The sequence below is a fragment of the Paracoccus sp. MC1862 genome (genome assembly GCF_016617715.1).
Lineage (GTDB): Bacteria > Pseudomonadota > Alphaproteobacteria > Rhodobacterales > Rhodobacteraceae > Paracoccus.
Map to the genome: position 1 here is coordinate 2,006,915 of NZ_CP067225.1, position 22,560 is coordinate 2,029,474.

Consider the following 22,560-nt stretch of genomic DNA (forward strand, 5'->3'; position numbering starts at 1 on the left):
CTCACTCATCCCATGCCTGCAGGAGCGTCTGCCGCGCGATCTTCCCGCCCTCGACGTCCATCGTCGCGATGCAGAAGACCCTAGTGCCGTCGGGATAGGCGCAGGACTGGGTGAAGGCGAGCCGGTCGCCCTCGGCCACGGCGAAATCCACAGCATGGGTCATGGCGCGCGAGCAGATGTCGTCCCAGTAGGTCGTGATGGCGGCGCGGCCACGCACCAGCCGAGGGCGACTCGGCGGGTTATTGCGATCGATCACCCGGACCTCGGCGTCATCGGCGTAGAAGCCGGCGAGCCGGCGGCCATCGCGGCTCTCGATCGCCTGCTTGAGACCGCTGGCGCTGACCCTTTCGGTCGTTGTGCTTTCCATGGTGTTCTCTCCTAGTTCGACTTCGCACTGGCCGACGCGGAGGCCTCGGCGGCCGCGGACATGAGCGTGTCGACCTCGGACCGGAACCGAGCCTGGTCGACCTGCATCCCGTTCAGCACCGTGCTCCAGTGCCGGACGATGGCAGCCATGGCCACGGCTTCGGCGATCTCCTCGTCCGTGGCGCCATGGGCGCGGGCGGCGGCGGTGTGAAAATAGATGCAGTAGCTGCAGGGGATCTGCGATGCCACTGCCAATCCCATCAGCTCCTTGGTCTTGTTGTCTAGCGCGGTATCCTTGCTGAGCTGGAGGGCCGAGAACTCGCCCCATGCGCCGGCAAGCCCGGTTTCGGGGAAGACGTCGAACATCGATGGCACCATCCCCAGTGCGGCTTCGATCTGGCCGCGCGTATCGGTGGCCTGGTCCTGGGCCACGGCGCCTGTGCCGAGCACGAGGCCAAGAACGGCGGCGGCAAGAAGATGTTTCATGGCTTTCTCCTTCATGGCGCCGCGCGGGAGGAATCGGTGCCGGCGGCGATGGGAACAGCTTCCCATGAAGGGACAAGATCCGGCTTCCGCCGGTGGGCCGACGTCGCACATGGCCCGATCGGGCCAGCGTCAGGAGGCTTCGCTGCGGGCCAGCAGCGCGGCAGCGGCAGCGCGCGAGGGGAGGTCCAGCTTGAGAAGGATGTTCGTGACATGCCGCTTGACGGTATGTGCGGAAAGCTCCAGCCGTTCGGCGATCTCGTGGTTGCTGAGGCCCTCAGCCACCAGCCCGAGCACCTCGCGCTCACGCAGGGTGAGATGGGTGAGATCGGGGTTATGACCCCGAATCCCGCGTGCGGGCTCAAGATGTTGCTCGGGCACAAGGCGCTCGACCGAAAGGCAGGCGCCGTCGATCCGAATCTCTCCCCACGAGACGAAATGCTGTCCCGTCCCGAAGGCGACCTCGGCCGCGACCATCGAGACCAGCACGACGCCCGGCGTCGCCTCTCCCGCCAGGGCAAGGGCAATCCGCGCCGTGACGCCGGAGGCGGCGCCCTCGCCGGGCAGGACCTCGCCGACATGGACACCCTGGCCAAGCCCGATCCCCAGCGACCGCGCGAGAGCGGACAGGTTCCGGGCACAACCCAGCGCCCGCGACGGACCGTCGAGGCGCAGCAGCCGCCCTTCGGGCCCGGAGGCCACGACGGAGCCGCCGAAGCATCGTGCCTCGTCGGAAAGGCGCGCGTCGAACGTGCCGGCGCGCTCTGCGAGCTCTCCGTCAAGAAGCGCCCTTCGGGACGCGCCCGTTATCCGCAGCGCAAGAAGTGCCGCAAGGCTCCGCTCGGGCTGAGTCGAGGGGGTGGCCCTGGTCAGGAACTCCTCGATTGCATCGACCGCGGCGTCCGTGTCTCCGGTCCAGATCGGGTGGTCGCGCCCCTCAAGCCACCGCAGTTCAGCGCCCGGGATATGGCGCGCCAGGTATGATGCGGCCTCGGGGCTCGCGCGCGCATCGTGGCGGCGGTGCAGGATCAGGGTGGGCACCCGAATGCCGGGCAGAATGGCCCTAAGGTCAATGGCCGAGTTCATGCGCGCCAGCGCGATCCCTGCGTTGGGACTGCAGGAAAGTCGCTCGAACCGGGCCCACCATCCCCTGAATTCCGGGTCCCCGGCTCGGCCGGGAGCAAAGGCTCGCAGTGTTCTCCCCTGACCCCAACTTGTATCGGCCTGCGCCACGAACTGCTCGACTGCCTCGGCATCCTGCACCCAGCGGTGAAAGCACGCATAGCCGCCATAAAGCACAAGGGCCCGCACCCGCTCGGGATGAGTGGCGGCAAAGAGCAGCGACATGGGCGCGCCTTCCGATGCGCCCAGAAGCGCAGCCCGCCCGCTTCCGGCGGCATCCATCACGGCGCGCACGTCGTCCATGCGGGTTTCGAGGTCGGGAAGATGGGCGGGATCGACCCGGTCCGACAGGCCGGTGCCGCGCTTCTCGAACTGGATCAGCCGGGTGAAGCCTGACAGCCGGCGCAGCAGATGAGCATAGCCCGGATCTTCCCAATGGACGTCGAGGTTGGAAAGGAAGCCGGGCACGAAGACAAGGTTGATCGGTCCCTGGCCCACGACCTGATAGGCGAGCCGTAGGTCGCCGCTCCGGGCATCGCGCGTCTGGGGGAGCTTCATCACCGTGGCTCGCCTGCTGTGCGCGCGAATGTAGCACTTGGTGGAAACTCCTGCACTTGTCACGTGCGACTGGCCTCAGAGCAGGACCTCCATTAGCCCGAGCAGGGCGCGGAGATCGGTCCTATAGTCAGAACCTGTAAACGAACCTCTCGGCGCTTTAGCACGCTCAGGAACCAGCGGGGCGCCAGTTTATTGAGTGCCGCCATCAACGCAGGCCTGCGAAAACCGGCGCAACGTGGCAAGCTCTATAGAAGAGGGGATCAGTGGGAGGACTTAGCCTTCCCCAAGGCTGCCGACCCGGAGTCCATCCCCATGCAGTCATGGGATTTCTCCAGGACTTCGCTCCCCGTGCAAGGCCCCACCCGCGCGTTGCGGTGCAGACGGTTGGCAAGGTGCTGTCATCAACAGCAAAGCGACCATCATGACCAGACCTTTCAAAGACACGCCCGCAGCACAGCTCATTCGCTCGCGCATCATCGACCTGAAGGGCCGCAAGACCCAGGCCCAGATCGCGCAGGAAGCCGGCTTCCCGAACGCAAGTTTCCTGGCGATGCTGAAGTCAGGCGCAAACAAGATCGCACTCGACCGGGTGCCCGATCTGGCACGGGCACTCGACGTCGATCCCGGACATCTGATGCGGCTCGCTCTTGCCCAGTCCATCGGCGAAACCGCGTCCCGGGCAGTTCTCGAGATTTTCGGCACCCCGGTCACGGCAAAAGAGGTGCTTTGGCTCCAGGAACTGCGGGAGGCCTCTGACAACGCCGATCCCCGACCCACCGCAAAGGGTCGCGCCGCGATCCGCGCCATCTTCGGGAAGTGATCACCATGTTCGCTGCACCGGCGGATCCCGCGCGCCTTTCCGGCTGAGACGTTCTCACCCCGAATGAACGAGGCTGGATCGAGATGATCCGGGTGATCTCGGCTGGCTCGGACCCGGCTGTCGACCTCGAGAGCACCGCGGCACTCCGGCAGACGCTGGACCGGATGCGCAACTGACAGGGGCAAGAGGACGCAGCGATCAACCGTCTCCTCGTGACCCCCGGGATCCACGGAGGTCGCGCCATTCCTCATAAGGGTCGCCCGTCCCACGTCGTTGCGCTTCGCCACCTCCAAGCTACTCTCCCAAGGCTAAGCTTGGAGATGCAATGGAACGTCTTTGGTTGGTCCGTCTCGGTCGCCATGGCGAGGGCGAGAAGCAGGCACAAGAACAGTGCCTTCTCTCGATCGACTTCGGTGTCCGTGAAGATCTACGCGCATGCAAGGACCGAGGGGCAGTGCTGGCCGTCATCTCGCGCATCCACCCCGACGAGAAGGCTGCTACGCTGCGAAACTACGCGGCACAGGTCAATCAGCTCATCAACGTCGCGCGCGCCGGCGACTTCGTCGTGTCCCCGATGAAGACGAGCTCGACGATCTGGATCGGTCGCTTGGTTGGGGACTACGCGCCCGGACCGGAAGGGCAGATCACCAGAAAGGTTGAGTGGCTGAAGACCGACCTGCCACGGGATACATTCAAGCAGGATCTGCTTTACAGCTTCGGTGCATTCATGACGGTATGCGAGGTGAGTAGAAACAATGCCCTCAAGCGCATCGAGAGCGTCATAGACACCGGCCAGGACCACGGGGATGGGGTTACGCTCACTACCGGCCCGTCCACACCTGTGGTGTCTTCCAGCGTCCCCGAGAGTGCAGAGGCATCCGACCAACTCGTAGATCTTGAGCGGATCGCGCGGGACCAGATCGAGCGGCGGGTGGCATCAGTCTTTACGGGGCACGATTTCACGCGGCTCGTCGGGGCCATCCTGAATGCCCAAGGCTATGTCGCCCGCGTCACCCCGCTAGGAGCTGACAACGGTGTCGACATCGTGGCCGGTAGCGGTCCCCTCGGCCTCGAAAGTCCGCGCCTTGTTGTCCAGGTCAAGTCGGGCACCATGATCGTCGATCAGCCGAGTCTACAGGCTCTCATCGGGAGCATTAGGACACCCAGGCAGATCATGGCCTGATCGTAAGCTGGGCCGTAAGCGCTGTTCTGCTCCCACCTTCTCTGGCCTGTTCTGATCTGGGATCGGGATGTCCTGTGATGGGCGGGAGGGAGTTTCTCCATGGCGGCTACACTGGAGGTTCTCCCGCTCGATGGCGGCGGTCGCCATCGGCGGACTTGGCCGGATGAGGTGAAAGCGTGGATCGTGGCGGAGACGCTGCGCCCGGGTGTGACGGTGAACGAGGTCGCGGCACGGCACGGGCTGCAGGCCAACCATCTGTCGTTGTGGCGCTCGCGCGCCCGGGCGGGGCAGCTGGTGCTGCCCGCGCCGGAGGGTTCGGTCGGGTTCGCGGCCATGATCGTGGCGCCCTCCGACGAAGGCCCGCGCTGTTCCGAAGCCGTCGGCCTGGAGATCAGGGTCGGCGCGGTGACGATCCGCCTCGAGGCCGGCGTCTCGGCCGAACGGCTTGCGGCCCTCGTGCGCGCGCTGACGGCCCCGGCATGATCTTCCCGTCGCACCGGGTGCGGATCATGGTGGCGACAAAGCCCATCGCTCGCCATCGGGCTCGGACCGATGGCGCCTTGATGGCTTGCTCCGCAAGGGCCACGACAGCCTGGCGGCGCTGGTGAAGAACGAATTGCGCAAGGACCCGTTCACCGGGACGGTGTTCGTGTTCCGGGCCCGCAAGGCCGATCGGCTGAAGCTGCTCTACTGGGACGGCACCGGGCTGGTGATGGCCTGCAAGCGGCTGGAGGAGCACAGCTTCAGCTGGCCCGCGGTGAAGGACGGCCTGATGACGCTGAGCCATGCCCAGTTCGAGGCGCTGTTTGCCGGGCTGGACTGGCGGCGGGTCCGGGCCATCGCTGCGCGCGCGCGAAAGCTCATCGAGATCACCCGCACCGGACCCGCACCGATCGCCGAGGAGGGCGTCGACCTCATCCGCGATCTCTATCGTATCGAGGCTGACATTCGCGGCAGCGACCCCACCACCGCCCGCCTGATCGCACGGCAGGACCGTTCAGCCCCGATCCTCGCCCGCATTGACGACTGGCTGCGCCATCATCGCGCCCGCGCGTCCGCAAAGTCGCCACTGGGCGAGGCGCTCGCCTATATTGCCAGATACCGCGACGGTCTCAGGCGCTTTCTGACCGACGGTCGCGTCGAGATGGACTCCAACGCCGTCGAACGCACCATCCGTCCGATCGCCCTGAACCGGAAGAATGCTCTCTTTGCCGGGCACGACGCCGGAGCCGAAAACTGGGCCCTCATCGCCTCGCTGATCGAAACCTGCAAACTCAACAGCGTTGATCCCCACGCCTGGTTGGCGGCAACGCTCACCGCCATCGTCACTGGACATAAGCAGAGCCAGATCCACGATCTCCTGCCGTGGAACTACGCTGCAAAGGTGTGATCGGAGCACCGCTTACGCTGGGCCGGGTTCACCGGACCTTTCAAATGTCGGATCAACGAACTGTACTTCCGCGTTCGGCTCTGGGGCCGGGATGAACTGATGGACAATCTTCTTGGCGTTTACGAGCAGCTACCTGAGGACATTCGGGCTGAACTGCCTTTGGCACGCATGTGGAGCCTTGTGGTCGAGGGTGCGGACAGTGCCGAGCTGTGAACGAACCTGGTTCTCCTGAACACGGGAAAGGCGGCTTCCATACCGTCAAGCGTGGGAAGCTCACCCAACTCTGGAGTAGGCTGTCTGCCGAACTGGCCGCATGTCTGGGGACTCAGCGCGACTTGGCCATTCCTCCTGCTCCATACGTGAGTGGAGTTGAGGGCCGCTTTCCTGTGGCAGCTAGATGCGCCTGTCGATTCGGCTAGCGCAGACAAACTGGTCGAGCACCGGAGAGGAGCCAGCTTCGCTGATCCGGTTCTCTGCGCCGGAAGGGTGTTTCGGAAGAGATCGCACTCTAAAAATAACGCACTGACATTTCGGGATTTTTCTTATTGGTCGGAGCGAGAGGATTCGAACCTCCGACCCCCTGCTCCCGAAGCAGGTGCGCTACCAGGCTGCGCTACGCTCCGACCGTGACGGGGCAGGTATCCCGCGTGGGGGACGATTGCAAGGGGAAATCAGCGACGCAGCAGGCGTCGGAAGCCGCCGAGGCTGGGCGAGGGCAGCGCCTCGGCCGCCGTCACCGGCCGCCGGGTGGCGGGCGCCCGTGTCTCGCGCCACAGGATATAAAGGCCCGAGGCCACGATGACCGTGATCCCCAGCAGGGTGGCGCCGTCGGGCAGTTCGGAAAACAGCAGCCAGCCGTAGATCGTGGCCCACAGGATCTGGCTGTATTGCATGGGGGCGACTACGGCCGCCTCGGCGGTGCGATAGGCGCGGACGGTCAGCACCGCGCCCACCAGGCCGAAGAGCGCCACCAGCCCGGCGAGGCCGAGGTCGCCCCCCGGCATCGGACGGTAGACGAAGGGCAGCGCCAGGGTGCATACGGTCAGGTTCAGCAGCACCGGCCAGAGGACGAGGACCAGCGTGCGCTCGGACCCGCCCAGGCGGCGGGCGATCACCGCCGACAGCGAGCCGCAGAGCGCCGACAGCGCGGCGGCGAGATGACCGGGGCCAAGCTGCGCCTGTCCCGGCCGCAGCACGATCAGCACCCCCGCAAGGCCCAGCAGCACCGCCCCAAGGCGGTGCGGGCCGATGCGCTCGCCCAGAAGCGGCACGGACAGCAGCGTGATCAGCAGGGGCATGGTGAACAGGATCGCATAGACCTGCGTCAGCGGCAGCGCGGCAAAGGCCGCCATGGCGCAGAGCACGTTGACCGTCAGGCAGGCCGACCGCAACCCGACCCAGCCGGGATGCCGCGGCCACAGGCTGACCGAAGACCGGCGTGCGGCCACCACCGCCAGCGCCGGCAGGGACATCAGCGCCACGAAGAAGGCGATCTGCAGGGGCGAATAGCTCGCCCCCAGCAGCTTGATGATGGCGTCATGACTCGCATAGGCGCCCATCGCGCAAAGGCCCAGCGCGGCGCCCGCAAGGTTGCCGCGCATGGGCGATCAGCCCGCCGCCAGCGCCGCGACGATCCGGTCGCCCATCTCGGCGGTGCTGATGGGCGTGCCCCCTTCCGGACCCATCAGGTCTGCGGTGCGGGCGCCGTCCGCCAGCACCTTCTGAACCGCCGCTTCCAGCGCGTCGGCGGCAGCGCCCTCGTCATAGGAATAGCGCAGCGCCATGGCGAAGCTGAGGATGCAGGCGATGGGGTTGGCCTTGCCCTGCCCCGCGATGTCGGGGGCCGAGCCATGCACCGGCTCATACATCGCTTTTGGTCGGCCGTTCGCCATCGGCGCGCCCAGGCTCGCGGAAGGCAGCATCCCGAGGCTGCCGGTCAGCATCGCCGCCGCGTCCGACAGGATGTCCCCGAACAGGTTGTCGGTCACGATCACGTCGAACTGCGAGGGACGGCGGACAAGCTGCATGGCGCCGTTGTCGGCATACATGTGGGTCAGCTCGACATCGGGGTATTCGTTGTCATGGACCCACTGGACCTCCTCGCGCCAGAGGATGCCCGATTCCATGACGTTGGCCTTTTCCATGGAACAGACGCGATTGTTGCGCTTCCGCGCCAGTTCAAAGGCGGAACGCGCGACCCGCCGGATCTCTCCGCTGGTATAGCGCTGGGTGTTCACCCCCACGCGGCCGCCCTCGTTCTCCGGCCGCTCGTCGGCGGAAATGCCGCGCGGCTCGCCGAAATATACGCCCGAGGTCAGTTCCCGCACGATCAGGATGTCCAGCCCCGCCACGACATCGCGCTTGAGCGACGAGAAATCCGCCAGCGCGTCAAAGCACTGCGCTGGACGCAGGTTGGCGTAAAGGTCCATCTCCTTGCGCAGCCGCAGCAACCCGCGTTCCGGCTTCACGCTGAAGTCGAGGTTGTCATAGGCCGGGCCGCCGACGGCGCCCAGCAGCACCGCATCGACGGCCTGCGCCTTGGCCATCGTCTCATCCGAAATCGGCTTGCCATGGGCATCGTAGGCCGCGCCGCCGACCAGGTCCTCGCTGACGTCGAAGCGCATCCCGCGGTTCGCCTGGAACCAGTCGATGACCTTGCGCACCTCGGCCATGACTTCGGGGCCGATGCCGTCGCCCGGCAGGATCAGAAGGGAATAGCTGTCGCTCATCTTGCGCCTTTGTGTGTTCGGGATGCGGGTCGCGTCCCGCCTAGCCCCGCCCCGCGCAAGGGTCAAGTTCACGGCCATTTGGCTTGCCCCTGCCCTCCATGTCCTGTCGGTAAGGGCAAGCCCATCGACGGGAGACGAATGATGAAACCCATGCTTGCCGCCGCCTTGCTGGTGATTGTCTCAGGTGCTGCCTGGGCAGAGGGAGGGATGACGGTGCCCCTGCCCGATACCTCGGGGTTGTCGCCCGATCAGGCGCGGACGCTGATCGCGGAACTGGCGCAGGTCAATGTCATCACCTCGAACTGCCCGGCCTATCCGGTATCAGACGCGGAATGGACGCTGATCGCGGGGACGGGCGACAAGCTGGCGGCGCAGCTTGGATTGGACGCTTCTGCATATGACAAGCAGTTCTACGGCCCCGCGTTCAAGCTGCTGGACGACCCCGAGGCCTGCGACCGGATCGGGCCGAGGGCGCAGCCGCTGATCGCCCGGCTCAAGGCGATGGGCGGGGCGACGACGCCGCTGTCGCATTCGCAATAGCGCCGAAGTCGAGGTCCACCCAGACCAGCCGGTGCCGCGAGGCCGTGGCGACGGTATCTACCAAAGGCTCGCCCGGCGCGGGCCACAGCACGCCCGCGTCCACCATCGTCAGGCCCTTTGCGGGCAGCACGAAGTCCACCCGCAGACTGCCCGGCCCATCCGCCGCCGACCATTGCGCCGTGTCACGCGCCGGGTCGCCCTTTTGCACGGCATTGGCTCCGTCCTGCGGGGCCAGGAATCCGCCCCGGCTTGCGGCTTCGGTTTCCTGCACATGAGGCCAGAGCAGGTCGAAGACCTCGCGCCGCCCGTCTCCGTCCACGGGATCAAGGTTGAAGTCGCCGAGGATCACGAAGGGCGCGGCGGGCAGGTGATGCGTCCAGAAGGCGATCTCGTCATGGTTTCGGCGGCCGTTGCGGTCGGTTTCAGGGTCATCGAACACCGGCGGGGTGGCCGAGAAGGCTAGAAGGTGCAAGACCGCTCCGCCGACCAGCACCTGCACGTCCCAATGCGCGGTGGACGAGAGGCGCTGGACCTCGGCCACCTCAGCCGGCACCGCGAGCATCAGGTTCCCCGGCAGGTCGCGCCACAGCAGCCCGGAGTGGTCCATGATCTCGCCAAGCGGCAGCCGCGACAGCAGCGCCATGCCCCCCTGCCCCGAGAACAGCCCGAAGCCCTGCGCGTCGTCCCCCGTCCCCGTCCGCCCGTCGCCGTCCAGATCGAGGCCGGTCGCCATCCCGCTGTTCGGGCGGCTCGCATGGCGGTGGGGATAGCCCGCGCCTGCCGCTTCCAGCAGATCGGCAAAGGCCGATAGCGCCGCGCCGTCATGATCCCAGTCGAAGCCGGTCAGCAGCAGCACATCGGCATCCGCAGCCGCGATCACCTGCACGGCGGCCGCGACCTGTTCGTCCTTGCCCGACAGGATGTCACGCAGCAGAAGCCCCGGCCCGTCGCGCGACAGGTCGGGGCTGTAGCTGGCAATGCGGATGGTATCCGCCAGCGCCGGCCCCGAGGCCAGCGCCAGCGCGAGGGCAAGCCGCCTCAGACCCAAGGCTGAGACTGGGCGATCCGGGTCTCATAGGCATCGATGGACAGGGCCTTCTCCATCGTCAGGCCGATGTCGTCCAATCCGTTCAGCAGGCAGTGCTTGCGGTGCGGGTCCATCTCGAAGGGATAGGCGGTGCCGTCCGCGCCCGTCACCACCTGCGATTCAAGATCGACGATCAGCCGGGCGTTGGCTCCGTTCTCGGCATCCTTCATCAGCGCGTCCACGGCGTCCTGCGGAAGGACGATGGGCAGGATGCCGTTCTTGAAGCAGTTGTTGTAGAAGATGTCCGCGAAGCTGGTCGAGATCACGCAGCGGATGCCATAGTCCAGCAGCGCCCAGGGGGCGTGCTCGCGCGAGGAGCCGCAGCCGAAGTTGTCGCCCGCCACGATGATCTGCGCGTCCCGCCAGGCCGGCTTGTTCAGCACGAAGTCCGGGTTCTCGGTCCCGTCGGGGAAATAACGCATCTCGTCGAACAGGTTCTTCCCCAGTCCCGAACGATGGATCGTCTTCAGGAACTGCTTGGGGATGATCATGTCGGTGTCGATGTTGACCAGCGGCATGGGCGCCGCGATGCCGGTCAGGGTGGTGAACTTGTCCATGTTGTCCTCGTCTCCCCTCAGGCATCCACCGGCGCGGCCATCAGCTCGCGCACGTCGGTCAGGTGGCCGGTCACGGCCGCGGCCGCCGCCATCACCGGCGACATCAGGTGGGTGCGCCCGCCCCGGCCCATCCGGCCCTCGAAGTTGCGGTTCGAGGTCGCGGCGCAGCGTTCGCCCGGCGCCAGCTGGTCGGGGTTCATGCCCAGACACATGGAACAGCCCGCGAGCCGCCATTCGAAGCCCGCGTCGAGGAAGACCTTGTCCAGCCCCTCCTCCTCGGCCTGCATCCTGACCAGACCCGAGCCGGGAACCACCATCCCCCGCACGCCCGGCGCAAGATGCTTGCCGCGCAGCACCTCGGCGGCGGCGCGCAGGTCCTCGATCCGGCCGTTGGTGCAGGAGCCGATGAAGACCGCGTCCACCTTGATGTCGGTCAGCTTCATGCCGGGCTTGAGGCCCATGTAGTCGAGGCTACGCCGCGCCGCCTCGACCTTGCCGCCCTCAAAATCCTCGGGCGCGGGGACGGTCGCGCCAATGGGCAGCACGTCCTCGGGCGAGGTGCCCCAGGTCACGACCGGCTCGATGTCCTCGCCGCGGATGGTCACGACCTTGTCCCAATGCGCGCCCTCGTCCGAGAACAGCGTCTTCCACCAGGAAAGCGCAGCCTCCCACGCCGCGCCCTTCGGCGCATGGGGACGGCCCTTGACGTAGTCAAAGGTCTTCTCGTCCGGCGCGATCATGCCCGCGCGGGCGCCGCCCTCGATCGCCATGTTGCAGACGGTCATTCGGCCTTCCATCGACAACTCGCGGATCGCCTCGCCGCAGTATTCGATGACATAACCAGTGCCGCCCGCCGTGCCGGTGTGGCCGATAATCGACAGGGTGATGTCCTTGGCCGTCACGCCGGGACGCAGGCGCCCGGTGATCTCGACCTTCATGTTCTTCGATTTCTTCTGGATCAGCGTCTGGGTGGCCAGCACGTGCTCGACCTCCGACGTGCCGATCCCGTGCGCCAGCGCGCCGAAGGCCCCATGCGTCGCGGTGTGGCTGTCGCCGCAAACGACGGTCATACCAGGCAGGGTCCAGCCCTGTTCGGGGCCGACGATATGGACGATGCCCTGCCGGATGTCGTTCATCGGGTAATAATTCACGCCAAAGTCGCGGGCGTTCTTGTCCAGTTCCGCGACCTGAATGCGGCCTTCCGGGTTCTGGATGCCCGCCACGCGGTCGGGCGTGGTCGGCACGTTGTGGTCCGGCACGGCGATGGTCTGGTCGGGGCGGCGCACGGTGCGGCCCGACATCCGCAGCCCCTCGAAGGCCTGGGGGCTGGTCACCTCGTGGACGAGGTGGCGGTCGATATACAGCAGGCAGGTGCCGTCGGGCTGGCGGTCGACGACATGGGCGTCGAAGATCTTGTCGTAAAGCGTGCGGGGGCCGCTGGGGGTCGGGGTGCCGGTCATGGCTGTCTCTTTCGGAAGGGATGGCGATTGGGGGAAAGGCAGGCGCGAAAGCAGGCCCGCCTCACAGTCGCGCGGTCACCGTCCGGGTCACGCCGTAGAATCGGCCGGGCAGACGAGCGCGATCATGGATGTCGAAAAACCGGATCATGGCCGTAAAGATAGGCCCTTGACGCCACGTCCTGCAAGGGGTTGGCGGGTCTGAGCGGCGCGCATGGCCGTTTTCCGGTGCTGTGGCTGCGGAAAGTGAACTTGCGGCGGTTGAGAATGGGCCTTCGCGTGCTATCTTTCGATTCATCCCTGCGCCGGGGAAGATCGGCGCGCTGACCGGAGGAAGTCCCCTGTCCACCACCGTCCCGTCGGCCGACGTGCCGACCGCGACCACCGCGGAAAGCAGCGACCAGTTGCTTGCCCGCATCCTCGCCTCGCTCGATGACGACAAGGCCGAGGATGTCGTCACCATCGACCTGCGCGGACGTTCCGCCATGGCCGACCACATGGTCATCGCCTCGGGCCGCAACGCGCGCCAGGTGGCCTCCATTGCCGAAAAGCTGGTTGACCGTCTCAAGCACGAGGCCGGGCGCCAAGCCCGGATCGAGGGCAAGGACACCGGCGACTGGGTGCTGATCGACGCCGACGACGTCATCGTCCATGTCTTCCGCCCCGAAGTGCGCGAGTTCTACCAGCTCGAGAAGATGTGGATGCCCGCCGACGCAGTCGCCAGCCTGCGCAGCGGCACGGCCCTCAACGCCGCACAGCCGCTGGCCCAGTAAGGCCGGCCATGCTGCGGGTCCGTATCGCCGCGGTCGGGAGGCTGGCCGCGCGTGCCCCCGAGGCGGCGCTGATCCAGGATTATCTCGGCCGGTTCGCCCAGACTGGCCGCGCGCTCGGCCTTGGTCCCGCCGAAGTGGCCGAGGTCGAGGATCGCAAGGGCGGCGGCAGATCCGCCGAGGCCGCCCTTCTCTCTCGCCAGATTCCCGACGGCGCGGCGGTGATCGCGCTGGACGAACGCGGGCGGCTGCTCACCTCTCCCGACTTCGCCATGCATCTTGCCCGCTTCCGCGACGACGGCCGGTCCGACGCCGTGTTCCTGATCGGCGGCGCGGACGGGCTGGACCCTTCCTTGCGCGACCGTGCCGACGTGACTCTGTCCTTCGGCGCGATGGTCTGGCCGCACATGCTGGCCCGCGTGATGCTTTCCGAACAGCTTTATCGCGCCGCGACGATTCTTGCCGGATCGCCCTATCACCGGGCGTGATCGCCCCGCTTTGACGGACGGCCCCTGCCCGTGCGGTGCCGTCCTGACGGCGGGCCGGGCCTCAGCCGAGGTCGAAGGCGTCAATGGCGGCGATCGCTTCCTCGGCGGTCTCGACGAAGGTGAACAGGCCGAGGTCCTCGGGGCTGATGGTGCCGGCCTCGGCCAGCGCCTGCCAGTCGATGATGCGGTTCCAGAACTCGGTCCCGAACAGCAGGAACGGGATCGGCTTCATCCGGCCGGTCTGGATCAGGGTCAGCGCCTCGAACATCTCGTCCAGCGTGCCGAAGCCGCCGGGGAAGATCGTGATCGCCCGCGCCCGCATCAGGAAATGCATCTTGCGGATGGCAAAATAATGGAAGTTGAACGCCAGCTCCGGCGTCACGTAAAGGTTCGGCGCCTGCTCGTGCGGCAGCACGATGCCCAGGCCGATGGACTGGCCGCCCGCCTCGAATGCGCCCTTGTTCCCGGCCTCCATCACCCCCGGCCCGCCGCCGGTGCAGATCACCCATTCGCGCCCGTGACTGGCGATCGACCGCTGGGTGACGAGCCAAGCGAACCGCTCGGCCTCGGTGTAATAGGCCGACAGCCGCGCCAGCGTGGGGGTGCGCGCCTGTCCCGCGTGTTCCGGCGCCGGAATCCGCGCGCCCCCGAACATCACCACGGTCGAGGCGACCCCGCGTTCGTCCATGATCATCTCGGGCTTCAGCAGTTCAAGCTGCAGCCGGACAGGCCGCAGTTCCTCGCGCAGCAGGAATTCCGTGTCGGTGAAGGCGAGGCGATAGGACGGCGCGCGGGTCTGCGGCGTGTCCGGTTCCTGCGCGACTGCGATCACGTCCTGTTCGCTGTGGCGCAGGTTATGGCTGCGTTCGTCGTCGGGGGGCGTCATCCAAACCTCAAAGTGGCCACCGGCGTTGCACGGTCCTGACCCCCCGCTTATAGCCCAATGGTAAAGATTTCCACCCAACCGCCGGAAAGGGCCACCATGTCGAACGCTGCGCTTGAAACCGCCATCGAGGCCGCCTGGGACGCCCGCGACTCCCTCACCCCCGCGACGAAGGGCGAAACCCGCGACGCCATCGAGGCGACGCTGGAGGCACTCGACCGGGGCGAGCTGCGCGTGGCCGAAAAGCGCGGGGCCGACTGGCACGTGAACCAATGGGCGAAAAAGGCCGTGCTGCTGGGCTTCCGCCTTCAGGACATGGAACTGCATCCGGGCGGCCCGCAGGGCGGGACCTGGTGGGACAAGGTGGACGGCAAGTTCAAGGACTGGGACGAGGCCCGCTGGCGCGAGGCGGGCTTCCGCGCCGTCCCGACCTGCGTCGTCCGCCGTTCCGCCTTTATCGCCAAGGGTGTGGTGCTGATGCCCTCCTTCGTGAACCTCGGGGCTTACGTCGATGAGGGCACGATGGTCGATACCTGGGCCACGGTCGGTTCCTGCGCGCAGATCGGCAAGCGTGTCCACCTGTCGGGCGGCGTCGGCATCGGCGGTGTGCTGGAACCGATGCAGGCTGGCCCGACGATCATCGAGGACGACTGCTTCATCGGCGCCCGCTCCGAGGTGGTCGAGGGCGTGATCGTGCGCGAAGGTTCGGTCCTCGGCATGGGCGTCTTCATCGGCCAGTCCACCAAGATCCTGGACCGGGAAACCGGCGAGGTCATGTATGGCGAGGTGCCTGCGGGGTCCGTCGTCGTCGCGGGTTCGATGCCGTCCAAGAACGGCGTCCACCTTTACTGCGCGGTGATCGTCAAGCGGGTCGATGCCAGGACCCGCTCGAAGACCTCGATCAACGAGCTTCTGCGCGACTGATCATTCGGCGGGGCCGATCGCCGCATCCAGCGGCTCCAGCCCCTCGACCCGCGCCTGCAGGTGGTCGCCCGGCTGCACGGCGCCGACACCCGCAGGTGTGCCCGTATAGATCAGGTCGCCCGGCTCAAGGTGGTAATAGCGCGACAGGTCCGCGATCAGTTCGGGGATCGACCAGACCATGTCCGACAGCGGCGCATCCTGCCGCAGCGTGCCGTTCACCTGCAGGGTGATGCGCTGCCCGGACGGCTGGAAGCCCTCGGCCGGGGTGATCGGGCCGATCACGGCCGAGTTCTCGACATCCTTGCCCAGATCCCACGGGCGCTGTTTCGATTTCGCCACCGCCTGCAGGTCGCGCCGCGTCATGTCGAGACCGACCGCATGGCCGAAAACGCAGCCCATCGCGTCGGCAGGGGAAATGCCGAAGGCGGGGCGGCCCAGCGCCACGACCAGTTCGACTTCGTGGTGATAGTCTTCGGTGCCCGGCGGATAGGGCAGCGTGCCGCCCGTGGTCAGCGAAAAGGCCGACTTGGTGAAATAAAAGGGCGCCTCGCGGTCCACCTCGGCCCCCATCTCGGCGGCATGGGCGGCATAGTTGCGGCCGACGCAGAAGATGCGGCGGACCGGAAAGGCGGCGTTCTGCCCGGTCACCGGAACAGTCGGCAGAATGGGGGCGGGGAAGATCGTCTGGGTCACGGCGCGCTCCTTGGTTGCGGGCGCATCGAGAGCCGAGCCGCCCGCCCGCGTCAAGCGCGCTCTGGCAGCATGGGCGCGGCGTTTTCCAGCACCATGCCGCTGCGGCGGAAGGTGACGGCCGGGAATGATGCGGCGGCGATCCCGAAGGCCCTGCGCCTTGGCCTGCGGTCGGCCAACGCCCCAGCGAGCAGGCTGACGCAAGCGGCGATCATCCTCGGCTGCAGCTTGTCCTGGCGCCGGGGCGCGGGGCTGTTTCCCAACACCCGCTCGCTCCGGGACATCGGTCCTTCCGGGGGGAACGGGCCTTCCGGTCAGAACGGTCAGGATCAGGGGCATCCCGCAAGCATGTGACAGATCATCCAGCGGGGGCATCACGGGCGAAACCGGAAGATGCAGCCGTCCCCTCTGGCCGCCGGATTGACATGACCCTGCCGCGGGTCGTATCTCTGGCAGAAGGTCGCGGATGCGCCTTGGTTTCGTGATGCCCCGGCGGGGCTGCCCAGGTTCGGTCATCCGGCGGAGAACGGCTTGCCCTTCCCCTCTCTTTCCATTGCCGCTCCGGACGGGGCGGATACGGCTGTTGCGACCTCGCCGGGGGGCTTTGCCGCGACCCGGCTGCAGCCCGGTTGCGACCTGATCGACGGCCTGCGCCGGCTTCAGAGCCGGACGGGGGCCGGGGCCATGGCGGTCACAAGCTGCGTCGGTAGCCTGCGCGAAGTCCGGCTGCGCCATGCGAACCGCACCGAAGCGACCCTCTACCAAGGGCATTTCGAGATCCTGTCGCTGACCGGCACCATCGACCCCGCCCACCAGCACCTGCATCTGTCCATCGCCAACGGCGAGGGGCGGGCCTTCGGCGGCCACCTGCTGCCCGGCTCGCAGGTCTTCACCACCGCCGAGATCGTGGCGCTGCTGCTGCCCGACCTGCGCTTTTCCCGCCGGCCCTGCCCGCTTTCAGGCTTTGACGAGCTTTATATCGAACAGATGCCCGGATGATCCGCCTGCTTGCCCCCCTTCTCGCCCTGGCCCTGCCCCTTGCGGCCGAGGAACCGGACCGCGCTGCCTTGCAGGTGCTGGCGGGTTCCTGCGCCAACTGCCACGGCCCTGACGGGCACTCGCCCGGCGCCATCCCCTCGATCGCCGGGCTGCCGGCCGAGGAGACCGCCGCGAAGATGCTGGCCTTCCGCGACGGACAGGACCCCGCCGCCACGGTCATGCCGCGGCTGATGAAGGGCTATGACGAGGCGCAGATCCGCGCCCTCGCCGAATGGTTCGAAAGGGTGGACCCATGATCGCGCGCCGCAGCATCCTTCAGGGCATCGGCGCGGGGATCGGGGCGTTCGCCCTGCCCTCGCTGGTTCGCGGCCAAGGGGCAGCTCATGTGGTCGTGGTCGGCGGCGGCTTCGGCGGCGCCACCGCCGCCCGCTACCTGCGCCGGCTGGACCCCGCGGTGCGGATCACGCTGGTCGAGCCGAACGAACGCTTCGTCACCTGCCCCTTCTCGAACCTCTACCTCGCGGGCCTGCGCGACTGGGACAGCCTCGGCCACGGCTTCGACGACCTTCGCGCCCAGGGGATCGAGGTGATCCACGCCCGCGCCGAGGATGTGGACGCCACTGCCCGCACCGTCACCCTGTCGGACGGCGCGCGCCTGAACTGGGACCGGCTGGTGCTGTCGCCCGGCATCGACTTTCGCTGGAACGGGATCGAGGGCTATGACGAAGCCGCAGCCGAGTTTGCCCCCCACGCTTGGAAGGCCGGGCCGCAGACCCGGCTTCTGCGGACCCAGCTTGAGGTGATGGAGGACGGCGGCACCTTCGCGATGGTCGTCCCGCAGGGCGCCTTCCGTTGCCCGCCGGGGCCTTACGAACGCGCCAGCATGGTCGCGCATTACCTCAAGGCGAACAAGCCGCGCTCGAAGATCCTGATCCTCGATTCGCAGGACAAGTTCTCGAAACAGGCGCTGTTCCAGCAGGGGTGGGACGCGCTTTATCCCGGCATGATCGAATGGGTCAGCCTGTCCGACGACGGGCTGGTGGAACAGGTGGACGCGAGCGCCCGCGAGGCCGTGACCGGCTTCGGCAACGTCCACAAGGCCGACGTGCTGAACGTGATCCCGCCGCAGAAGGCCGGGCTGATCGCCGAACGCGCGGGCGTCACGGACGACACCGGCTGGGTGCCGGTCGATGGCGACCGCTTCGAATCCGCGCGGGTGCCCGGCATCTTCGTCCTCGGCGACGCGACCATCGCGGCGCCCATGCCCAAGTCGGGCTTTGCCGCGAACACGCAAGGCAAGGTCGCGGCCGCTGTGATCGCCGCGGAACTCGCCGGGCGCGAGGCCCCACGGGCAAGCTACGCCAACACCTGCTACAGCCTGATCGGCCCCGACTACGGCATCTCGGTCGCCGGCGTCTATCGCGGCGAAAACGGGAGGGTCGTCGAGATCGAAGGCTCGGGCGGCGTCAGCCCATTGGACGCCGGCGCGGATTTCCGCCAGGCCGAGGCCGATTACGGCGCCGGCTGGTATGCCGCAATCTGCGCCGACATCTGGGGCACGCAGGCGTGAGCGTCGTCGCCCTCGGCCTGCTCCTCGGCGCTGTCTTCGGCGCCGCCGCCCGCGCAGGCCGCTTCTGCCTGCTGAGGGGGGTCAAGGGGCTGGTGCCGGGGAAGGCTGCGCGCGATCTTTCGGCGTTGCGGGCCTTTGCGCTGGCCCTCGCCGTGGCGCTGGCCGGGTCGCAGGCGCTGAACCTTATGGGCGGCACCGACCTGTCCGCCGCCCTGCCGCTGCGGGCGGGCAGCCCGTGGCTTTCCATGCTGATCGGCGGGGCGATCTTCGGCCTCGGCATGGTGCTGGCCAATTCCTGCGGGGCGCGGGCGCTGGTGCTGCTGGCAGGGGGCAACCTGCGGTCGCTGGTGGTGCTGCTCTGCCTCGGGCTGGCCGCGCAGGCCACGCTGACCGGCGTTCTGGCCCCGGCCCGCGCGGCGGTCCAGCAACTCGGGCAGGCGAGCCTTGCCGGGCTGTCGCTGCCGCAACTCATCGCGAGCGCCGGCATCCCGGCGCAGGCCGCCCTGGCAATTGCCACGATCCTGCCCGCGCTGGCGCTGGCAGCCTTCGCCTGGCCGCTGATAAGCCGCCGCCCGCTTGAGGCGGCGATGGCCGCCATCATCGGCGCAACGGTCGTCGGCGGCTGGTGGATCACCTTCGCCACCGACGACCCCTTTGACCCGAAGCCGCTGACCTCGCTCAGCTACATCGGCCCGATGGGGGAAAGCGTGCTGTGGCTGATGCTATCGACCGGGCGGCAGGCGGCTTTCGGCGTCGCCATCATCGGCGGCACCCTGATCGGCGCCTTCGCCACCGCCCTTCTCACCCGCAGCCTGCGGGCCGAAAGCTTCGGCTCGCCCCGGCAGACCGTCGCCTCGGCCCTCGGCGGCGCGCTGATGGGCTTCGGCGGCGTGTTGGCGCTTGGCTGCTCCATCGGACAAGGGCTATCGGGCCTTTCCACCCTCTCGGTCGCCAGCCTCATCGCCTTTGCCGGCATCCTCGCCGGCACGATGCTGGGCCTGACGATCCTTCCTGCTTTTCCTGAAAGGACATGAACATGATCCGCCGCCGCACGCTTCTGACTGCCGCGCCGGCCCTCGCGCTGGGCGCAGGGCTGATGAACCTTACCCCGGCGCTGGCCGCCCCCGCCGCCCTGACAGGGAAAACCGTTCTCAAGCCCCGCTCGGGCAGCGCCCCCCGCATCGTCATCGCGGGCGGCGGCTGGGGCGGGCTGACCGCCGCGCGCTACGTCAAGCAGGAACTGCCCGACGCCGAGGTGATCCTGCTGGAACGCAACCCCTTCTTCTGGTCCGCCCCCTTCTCGAACAAGTGGCTGATCGACGTGGTGGACACGGGCTTCCTCGTCCACGACATGCAGCGGCCCGCGAACAGATACGGCTACACCCTGATCCAGTGCGACGTCACGGGGATCGAGCGTGACAAGAAGATCGTCCGCACCTCCAAGGGGAACGTGGACTATGACTTCCTGATCCTGTCGGGCGGCATCCGCGACGCCTGGGACGTCTGGTTCGGGGACGACCAGGCGGCGATCGACCATACCCGCGCGCATTACGCCTCCGCCTATATCCCGCAGGGACAGATGCTGGGGCTGAAGGACAAGGTCCGCAGCTTCCAGGGCGGCACCATCGTGATGACCCTGCCGCCGCCGCCCCACCGCTGCCCGCCCTCGCCCTATGAACGCGCCTGCCTGATGGCATGGCATTTCAAGACCAACAACATCCCGGCGAAGATCGTGATCCTCGATCCCAAGCCGCAGGTCGCCCCCATCGGCGCGGGCTATCGCGCGGCCTTCGCCGAGCTTTACCCCGACATCATCACCCATGTCCCGAATGCGCGGGTGAAGGAGGTCGATCCCTTCAACAAGCGGATCATGACCGAGGCAGGCGATTTCGACTTCGACGACGCCATCTTCATGCCGCCGCATCAGGCGGCCGAGATGGTGTTCCACGCCGACCTGATCGGCAAGGACGCCGAGGGCAGATCCACCGGCTGGGCCGACATGCACCCGCGCCTTTACCACGCCAATGCGGACGAGGACGTCTATATCGTCGGCGACAGCATGGGCCCGATCTCGCCCCAGTTCGGGCATTACCCGAAAAGCGCCCATGTCGCGAATTACATCGGCAAGCTGGTGGCGAAGAACATCAGCGAGCGCGTGCGCGGCGAGGAGGTCGTGGCGCGGCTGCCCGACAACCTCTGCTACATGCTGGTCAACGGCGACCCGCGCGAGGCGATCTCGGTCGAGTTCCTGTATGAGGTCGGGGCTGACGGGCTTGTGCAGCAGACGCAGATTGATATCGACGTCCGCACCCCCGACCTGATGGAGGAAGACCTTGTCTGGATCAACGGGATGTTCGATGACTTCGTTCGTGTCTGACCTTGACCGGCGCGGGTTGCTGATGGGCGGCGCGGCGCTTGCCGGCATGGCGGCGCTGGGCCTGCGCCCGGCGCTGGCGCAAAGCTCGCTGGCGATGCCGCAGCTCGACTCGGCCCTGGCCGAAGACCTCGCGGCCGAGTTCGCAGGCGGCGCCACGCCCCTGACCGAAGGGCTGGCGCTGGACCTGCCCGCGCTGGGCGACAACCCCGCCGCCGTGCCGGTGCGCGTCCATGTGACCGAACCGATCACTGAGGACTCGTGGTGCGAGGAGATCATCGTCATCGCCGAACTGAACCCCCTGCCCTTCGCCTGCCGCTTCCGCTTCACCCCCGCCACCGGCTCGGCCGACGTGGCGGTGCGGCTGCGGCTGATCGGGACCATGCCGGTGCGGGCGCTGGCGCGGATGAACGACGGCCGGGTGCTGGTCGCGCGGCAGGAAATCACCGTCGCCGCCGGCGGCTGCGGATTGTAAGGAGCCTGCCATGTCCCGTCCCCCCCGCATCTGGATCAGCAACGAAACCCCAGCCAAGGACGAGATCGTCCGCGTTCGCGCCCAGATCGTCCATGTCATGGAAAGCGGCTTCCGCCTCGATGCCAATGGCGATCCGATCCCCGCCGACATCCTGACCGGCTTCACCGCGACCCTGGGCGATACGCTGCTGATGGAATGGCTGCCGGAAACGGCGATCTCGCAGAACCCCTATCTCGAGTTCACCTTTGCCGCCCGCCAGCCCGGCACCCTGCGCATGGCGTGGTTCGACGCAACCGGCACCGTGACCGAGGCCGAGCGCGAGATCACCCTCGCCTGAGACCGGCGGGCGGCATCGCCGCCCGCCCCTTACGCGCCGATGAAGTCCCGCACGAAGGCGGTGGCAGGACGGTCGCGGATGTCCTGCGGCTTGCCGATCTGCTCGATCCGGCCCATCGACATCACCACCACCAGGTCGGCCAGTTCCATCGCCTCGTCCTGGTCATGGGTGACGAATACGGTCGTCAGCCCCGTCTCGTCATGGATTTCGCGCAGCCCCTGCCGCAGTTCCTTGCGCACCTTGGCGTCCAAGGCCCCAAAAGGCTCGTCCAGCAGCAGCATCCGCGGCTCGATAGCCAGCGCACGGGCCAGCGCCACCCGCTGGCGCTGGCCGCCGGACAACTGGCTGGGATAGCGGTCGGCGATCTGGGGAAGCTGGATCAGGTCCAGAAGCTTCGTCACCCGCCGGGCGATTTCCGCCTTTGGCGGGCGGCTCGCGCGGGGCCGGGCGTTCAGGCCATAGGCGATGTTGTCAAAGACCGTCATGTGCCGAAACAGCGCGTAGGACTGGAAGACAAAGCCCGCGCGGCGTTCCTGCACAGTCATGCCGGTCGCGTCCTGCCCGTCGAACAGCACCCGCCCCGAGGTCGGGTATTCCAGCCCCCCGAGAATGCGCAAGAGCGTCGTCTTGCCCGACCCCGAGGGTCCCAGCAGCGCGACCAGCGCGCCGCCAGGAATGGACAGCGACACCGGATGCAGCGCCGCGGTCGTGCCGAACAGCTTCGAGATTTCGTCGATCTGGATCACCATGACCATGTC

27 protein-coding genes and 1 tRNA gene are annotated in these 22,560 nt (G+C 67.4%); 15 read left to right on the forward strand and 13 right to left on the reverse strand.

Annotated features, from left to right (window positions below; all coding sequences use genetic code 11):
- Nucleotide 1: 1 nt before the first annotated feature.
- The 3 genes from JGR78_RS09895 to JGR78_RS09905 form a co-directional block, all read right to left on the reverse strand.
- Entirely contained in the window at nt 2–367 is a 366-nt protein-coding gene (locus tag JGR78_RS09895) for a nuclear transport factor 2 family protein (protein WP_182790678.1), read from the reverse strand.
- An 11-nt stretch (nt 368–378) separates the two neighbouring features.
- Nucleotides 379–852: a carboxymuconolactone decarboxylase family protein gene (locus tag JGR78_RS09900; protein ID WP_200559282.1), complete on the reverse strand. Its 474-nt coding sequence runs from the start codon at nt 850–852 to the stop codon at nt 379–381.
- Between the two features lie 129 nt (nt 853–981).
- Nucleotides 982–2,529: an alpha/beta fold hydrolase gene (locus JGR78_RS09905; protein WP_182802957.1), complete on the reverse strand. Its 1,548-nt coding sequence runs from the start codon at nt 2,527–2,529 to the stop codon at nt 982–984.
- A 421-nt stretch (nt 2,530–2,950) separates the two neighbouring features.
- On the opposite strand from JGR78_RS09905, the gene JGR78_RS09910 reads away from it, so the two are divergent.
- The 4 genes from JGR78_RS09910 (at nt 2,951) to tnpB (ending at nt 5,922) form a co-directional block, all read left to right on the forward strand.
- The gene (locus JGR78_RS09910; protein ID WP_220495350.1) at nt 2,951–3,349 is read left to right on the forward strand and encodes an XRE family transcriptional regulator; all 399 of its coding nucleotides are present in this window, start codon (nt 2,951–2,953) and stop codon (nt 3,347–3,349) included.
- A 325-nt stretch (nt 3,350–3,674) separates the two neighbouring features.
- Complete coding sequence (locus JGR78_RS09915; protein WP_182802959.1) at nt 3,675–4,532, forward strand: restriction endonuclease; 858 nt, start codon at nt 3,675–3,677, stop codon at nt 4,530–4,532.
- A gap of 99 nt (nt 4,533–4,631) precedes the next feature.
- Nucleotides 4,632–5,015, forward strand: coding sequence for a transposase (locus JGR78_RS09920; RefSeq protein ID WP_182790681.1), 384 nt, complete (start codon nt 4,632–4,634; stop codon nt 5,013–5,015).
- Between the two features lie 85 nt (nt 5,016–5,100).
- On the forward strand, nt 5,101–5,922 hold the full coding sequence (gene tnpB, locus JGR78_RS09925; RefSeq protein ID WP_182806267.1) for an IS66 family insertion sequence element accessory protein TnpB: 822 nt from the start codon (nt 5,101–5,103) through the stop codon (nt 5,920–5,922).
- 546 nt (nt 5,923–6,468) lie between these two features.
- Here the strand turns inward: tnpB and JGR78_RS09930 are convergent.
- From JGR78_RS09930 to leuB, 3 genes are all read right to left on the reverse strand, one after another.
- A tRNA-Pro gene (locus JGR78_RS09930) sits at nt 6,469–6,545 on the reverse strand.
- Between the two features lie 48 nt (nt 6,546–6,593).
- Nucleotides 6,594–7,523, reverse strand: coding sequence for a DMT family transporter (locus JGR78_RS09935; protein ID WP_182790683.1), 930 nt, complete (start codon nt 7,521–7,523; stop codon nt 6,594–6,596).
- A 6-nt stretch (nt 7,524–7,529) separates the two neighbouring features.
- Nucleotides 7,530–8,651, reverse strand: coding sequence for a 3-isopropylmalate dehydrogenase (gene leuB, locus JGR78_RS09940; protein ID WP_182790684.1), 1,122 nt, complete (start codon nt 8,649–8,651; stop codon nt 7,530–7,532).
- A gap of 138 nt (nt 8,652–8,789) precedes the next feature.
- On the opposite strand from leuB, the gene JGR78_RS09945 reads away from it, so the two are divergent.
- On the forward strand, nt 8,790–9,191 hold the full coding sequence (locus tag JGR78_RS09945; protein WP_182790685.1) for a hypothetical protein: 402 nt from the start codon (nt 8,790–8,792) through the stop codon (nt 9,189–9,191).
- Here JGR78_RS09945 and JGR78_RS09950 read toward each other — a convergent pair.
- From JGR78_RS09950 to leuC, 3 genes are read right to left on the reverse strand one after another with little or no spacing between them, the layout of a single operon-like run.
- Nucleotides 9,145–10,239 carry an endonuclease/exonuclease/phosphatase family protein gene (locus JGR78_RS09950; RefSeq protein WP_370576330.1) on the reverse strand — a complete coding sequence of 365 codons (1,095 nt, stop codon included), beginning with the start codon at nt 10,237–10,239 and terminating at the stop codon, nt 9,145–9,147. The genes JGR78_RS09945 and JGR78_RS09950 overlap by 47 nt on opposite strands.
- On the reverse strand, nt 10,230–10,835 hold the full coding sequence (gene leuD / locus JGR78_RS09955; RefSeq protein WP_182805067.1) for a 3-isopropylmalate dehydratase small subunit: 606 nt from the start codon (nt 10,833–10,835) through the stop codon (nt 10,230–10,232). The genes JGR78_RS09950 and leuD overlap by 10 nt, the downstream gene beginning before the upstream one ends.
- 17 nt (nt 10,836–10,852) lie before the next feature.
- Nucleotides 10,853–12,295, reverse strand: a complete 1,443-nt coding sequence (leuC, locus tag JGR78_RS09960; RefSeq protein ID WP_182805065.1) for a 3-isopropylmalate dehydratase large subunit — start codon at nt 12,293–12,295, stop codon at nt 10,853–10,855.
- Between the two features lie 365 nt (nt 12,296–12,660).
- Here leuC and rsfS point away from each other — a divergent pair, with 365 nt between their 5' ends.
- Nucleotides 12,661–13,065 carry a ribosome silencing factor gene (gene rsfS, locus JGR78_RS09965; RefSeq protein WP_182790688.1) on the forward strand — a complete coding sequence of 135 codons (405 nt, stop codon included), beginning with the start codon at nt 12,661–12,663 and terminating at the stop codon, nt 13,063–13,065.
- An 8-nt stretch (nt 13,066–13,073) separates the two neighbouring features.
- The gene (gene rlmH / locus JGR78_RS09970) at nt 13,074–13,550 is read left to right on the forward strand and encodes a 23S rRNA (pseudouridine(1915)-N(3))-methyltransferase RlmH (protein ID WP_370576331.1); all 477 of its coding nucleotides are present in this window, start codon (nt 13,074–13,076) and stop codon (nt 13,548–13,550) included.
- A 61-nt stretch (nt 13,551–13,611) separates the two neighbouring features.
- Here rlmH and JGR78_RS09975 read toward each other — a convergent pair whose 3' ends face one another.
- The gene (locus tag JGR78_RS09975) at nt 13,612–14,436 is read right to left on the reverse strand and encodes an LOG family protein (protein ID WP_182790689.1); all 825 of its coding nucleotides are present in this window, start codon (nt 14,434–14,436) and stop codon (nt 13,612–13,614) included.
- Nucleotides 14,437–14,532: 96 nt separating this feature from the next.
- On the opposite strand from JGR78_RS09975, the gene dapD reads away from it, so the two are divergent.
- Nucleotides 14,533–15,357 (forward strand): 2,3,4,5-tetrahydropyridine-2,6-dicarboxylate N-succinyltransferase, encoded by an 825-nt coding sequence (dapD, locus tag JGR78_RS09980; RefSeq protein WP_182790690.1) that lies wholly within the window; start codon nt 14,533–14,535, stop codon nt 15,355–15,357.
- Here dapD and JGR78_RS09985 read toward each other — a convergent pair whose 3' ends face one another.
- Nucleotides 15,358–16,050: a fumarylacetoacetate hydrolase family protein gene (locus tag JGR78_RS09985; RefSeq protein WP_234450709.1), complete on the reverse strand. Its 693-nt coding sequence runs from the start codon at nt 16,048–16,050 to the stop codon at nt 15,358–15,360. It abuts the gene before it with no gap.
- Nucleotides 16,051–16,100: 50 nt separating this feature from the next.
- Nucleotides 16,101–16,331, reverse strand: a complete 231-nt coding sequence (locus JGR78_RS18165; RefSeq protein WP_234450710.1) for a hypothetical protein — start codon at nt 16,329–16,331, stop codon at nt 16,101–16,103.
- A gap of 247 nt (nt 16,332–16,578) precedes the next feature.
- On the opposite strand from JGR78_RS18165, the gene JGR78_RS09990 reads away from it, so the two are divergent.
- From JGR78_RS09990 to soxZ, 7 genes are read left to right on the forward strand one after another with little or no spacing between them, the layout of a single operon-like run.
- Complete coding sequence (locus JGR78_RS09990) at nt 16,579–17,046, forward strand: PPC domain-containing DNA-binding protein (RefSeq protein ID WP_182790692.1); 468 nt, start codon at nt 16,579–16,581, stop codon at nt 17,044–17,046.
- Entirely contained in the window at nt 17,043–17,342 is a 300-nt protein-coding gene (locus JGR78_RS09995; RefSeq protein ID WP_182790693.1) for a c-type cytochrome, read from the forward strand. The genes JGR78_RS09990 and JGR78_RS09995 overlap by 4 nt, the downstream gene beginning before the upstream one ends.
- The gene (locus JGR78_RS10000) at nt 17,339–18,616 is read left to right on the forward strand and encodes an NAD(P)/FAD-dependent oxidoreductase (RefSeq protein ID WP_182805063.1); all 1,278 of its coding nucleotides are present in this window, start codon (nt 17,339–17,341) and stop codon (nt 18,614–18,616) included. The genes JGR78_RS09995 and JGR78_RS10000 overlap by 4 nt, the downstream gene beginning before the upstream one ends.
- Nucleotides 18,613–19,650, forward strand: a complete 1,038-nt coding sequence (locus tag JGR78_RS10005) for a YeeE/YedE family protein (protein ID WP_200559284.1) — start codon at nt 18,613–18,615, stop codon at nt 19,648–19,650. The genes JGR78_RS10000 and JGR78_RS10005 overlap by 4 nt, the downstream gene beginning before the upstream one ends.
- A gap of 2 nt (nt 19,651–19,652) precedes the next feature.
- Nucleotides 19,653–20,993 carry an FAD-dependent oxidoreductase gene (locus JGR78_RS10010; protein ID WP_200559285.1) on the forward strand — a complete coding sequence of 447 codons (1,341 nt, stop codon included), beginning with the start codon at nt 19,653–19,655 and terminating at the stop codon, nt 20,991–20,993.
- Nucleotides 20,986–21,465 (forward strand): thiosulfate oxidation carrier protein SoxY, encoded by a 480-nt coding sequence (locus JGR78_RS10015; protein WP_200559286.1) that lies wholly within the window; start codon nt 20,986–20,988, stop codon nt 21,463–21,465. Before JGR78_RS10010 ends, JGR78_RS10015 begins: the two co-directional genes overlap by 8 nt.
- Before the next feature lie 10 nt (nt 21,466–21,475).
- Nucleotides 21,476–21,802 (forward strand): thiosulfate oxidation carrier complex protein SoxZ, encoded by a 327-nt coding sequence (soxZ, locus tag JGR78_RS10020; RefSeq protein WP_182790695.1) that lies wholly within the window; start codon nt 21,476–21,478, stop codon nt 21,800–21,802.
- 29 nt (nt 21,803–21,831) lie between these two features.
- On the opposite strand, the gene JGR78_RS10025 is transcribed toward soxZ, so the two are convergent.
- Nucleotides 21,832–22,551 (reverse strand): sulfate/molybdate ABC transporter ATP-binding protein, encoded by a 720-nt coding sequence (locus JGR78_RS10025; protein ID WP_182805061.1) that lies wholly within the window; start codon nt 22,549–22,551, stop codon nt 21,832–21,834.
- Nucleotides 22,552–22,560 lie beyond the last annotated feature (9 nt).

Bases quoted from the DNA above. Each gene is read 5' to 3' on its own strand.
- JGR78_RS09915 (WP_182802959.1), top strand. From the start codon at position 3,675: ATGGAACGTCTTTGGTTGGTCCGTCTCGGTCGCCATGGCGAGGGCGAG.
- JGR78_RS09920 (WP_182790681.1), top strand. From the start codon at position 4,632: ATGGCGGCTACACTGGAGGTTCTCCCGCTCGATGGCGGCGGTCGCCAT.
- leuD (WP_182805067.1), bottom strand. From the start codon at position 10,835: ATGGACAAGTTCACCACCCTGACCGGCATCGCGGCGCCCATGCCGCTG.
- soxZ (WP_182790695.1), top strand. From the start codon at position 21,476: ATGTCCCGTCCCCCCCGCATCTGGATCAGCAACGAAACCCCAGCCAAG.
- JGR78_RS09900 (WP_200559282.1), bottom strand. From the start codon at position 852: ATGAAACATCTTCTTGCCGCCGCCGTTCTTGGCCTCGTGCTCGGCACA.
- JGR78_RS09935 (WP_182790683.1), bottom strand. From the start codon at position 7,523: ATGCGCGGCAACCTTGCGGGCGCCGCGCTGGGCCTTTGCGCGATGGGC.
- JGR78_RS10010 (WP_200559285.1), top strand. From the start codon at position 19,653: ATGATCCGCCGCCGCACGCTTCTGACTGCCGCGCCGGCCCTCGCGCTG.
- leuC (WP_182805065.1), bottom strand. From the start codon at position 12,295: ATGACCGGCACCCCGACCCCCAGCGGCCCCCGCACGCTTTACGACAAG.
- JGR78_RS09945 (WP_182790685.1), top strand. From the start codon at position 8,790: ATGATGAAACCCATGCTTGCCGCCGCCTTGCTGGTGATTGTCTCAGGT.
- leuB (WP_182790684.1), bottom strand. From the start codon at position 8,651: ATGAGCGACAGCTATTCCCTTCTGATCCTGCCGGGCGACGGCATCGGC.
- JGR78_RS09975 (WP_182790689.1), bottom strand. From the start codon at position 14,436: ATGACGCCCCCCGACGACGAACGCAGCCATAACCTGCGCCACAGCGAA.
- dapD (WP_182790690.1), top strand. From the start codon at position 14,533: ATGTCGAACGCTGCGCTTGAAACCGCCATCGAGGCCGCCTGGGACGCC.
- JGR78_RS09895 (WP_182790678.1), bottom strand. From the start codon at position 367: ATGGAAAGCACAACGACCGAAAGGGTCAGCGCCAGCGGTCTCAAGCAG.
- JGR78_RS18165 (WP_234450710.1), bottom strand. From the start codon at position 16,331: ATGTCCCGGAGCGAGCGGGTGTTGGGAAACAGCCCCGCGCCCCGGCGC.
- JGR78_RS10000 (WP_182805063.1), top strand. From the start codon at position 17,339: ATGATCGCGCGCCGCAGCATCCTTCAGGGCATCGGCGCGGGGATCGGG.
- JGR78_RS10025 (WP_182805061.1), bottom strand. From the start codon at position 22,551: ATGGTGATCCAGATCGACGAAATCTCGAAGCTGTTCGGCACGACCGCG.
- JGR78_RS09910 (WP_220495350.1), top strand. From the start codon at position 2,951: ATGACCAGACCTTTCAAAGACACGCCCGCAGCACAGCTCATTCGCTCG.
- JGR78_RS09905 (WP_182802957.1), bottom strand. From the start codon at position 2,529: ATGAAGCTCCCCCAGACGCGCGATGCCCGGAGCGGCGACCTACGGCTC.
- JGR78_RS09995 (WP_182790693.1), top strand. From the start codon at position 17,043: ATGATCCGCCTGCTTGCCCCCCTTCTCGCCCTGGCCCTGCCCCTTGCG.
- rlmH (WP_370576331.1), top strand. From the start codon at position 13,074: ATGCTGCGGGTCCGTATCGCCGCGGTCGGGAGGCTGGCCGCGCGTGCC.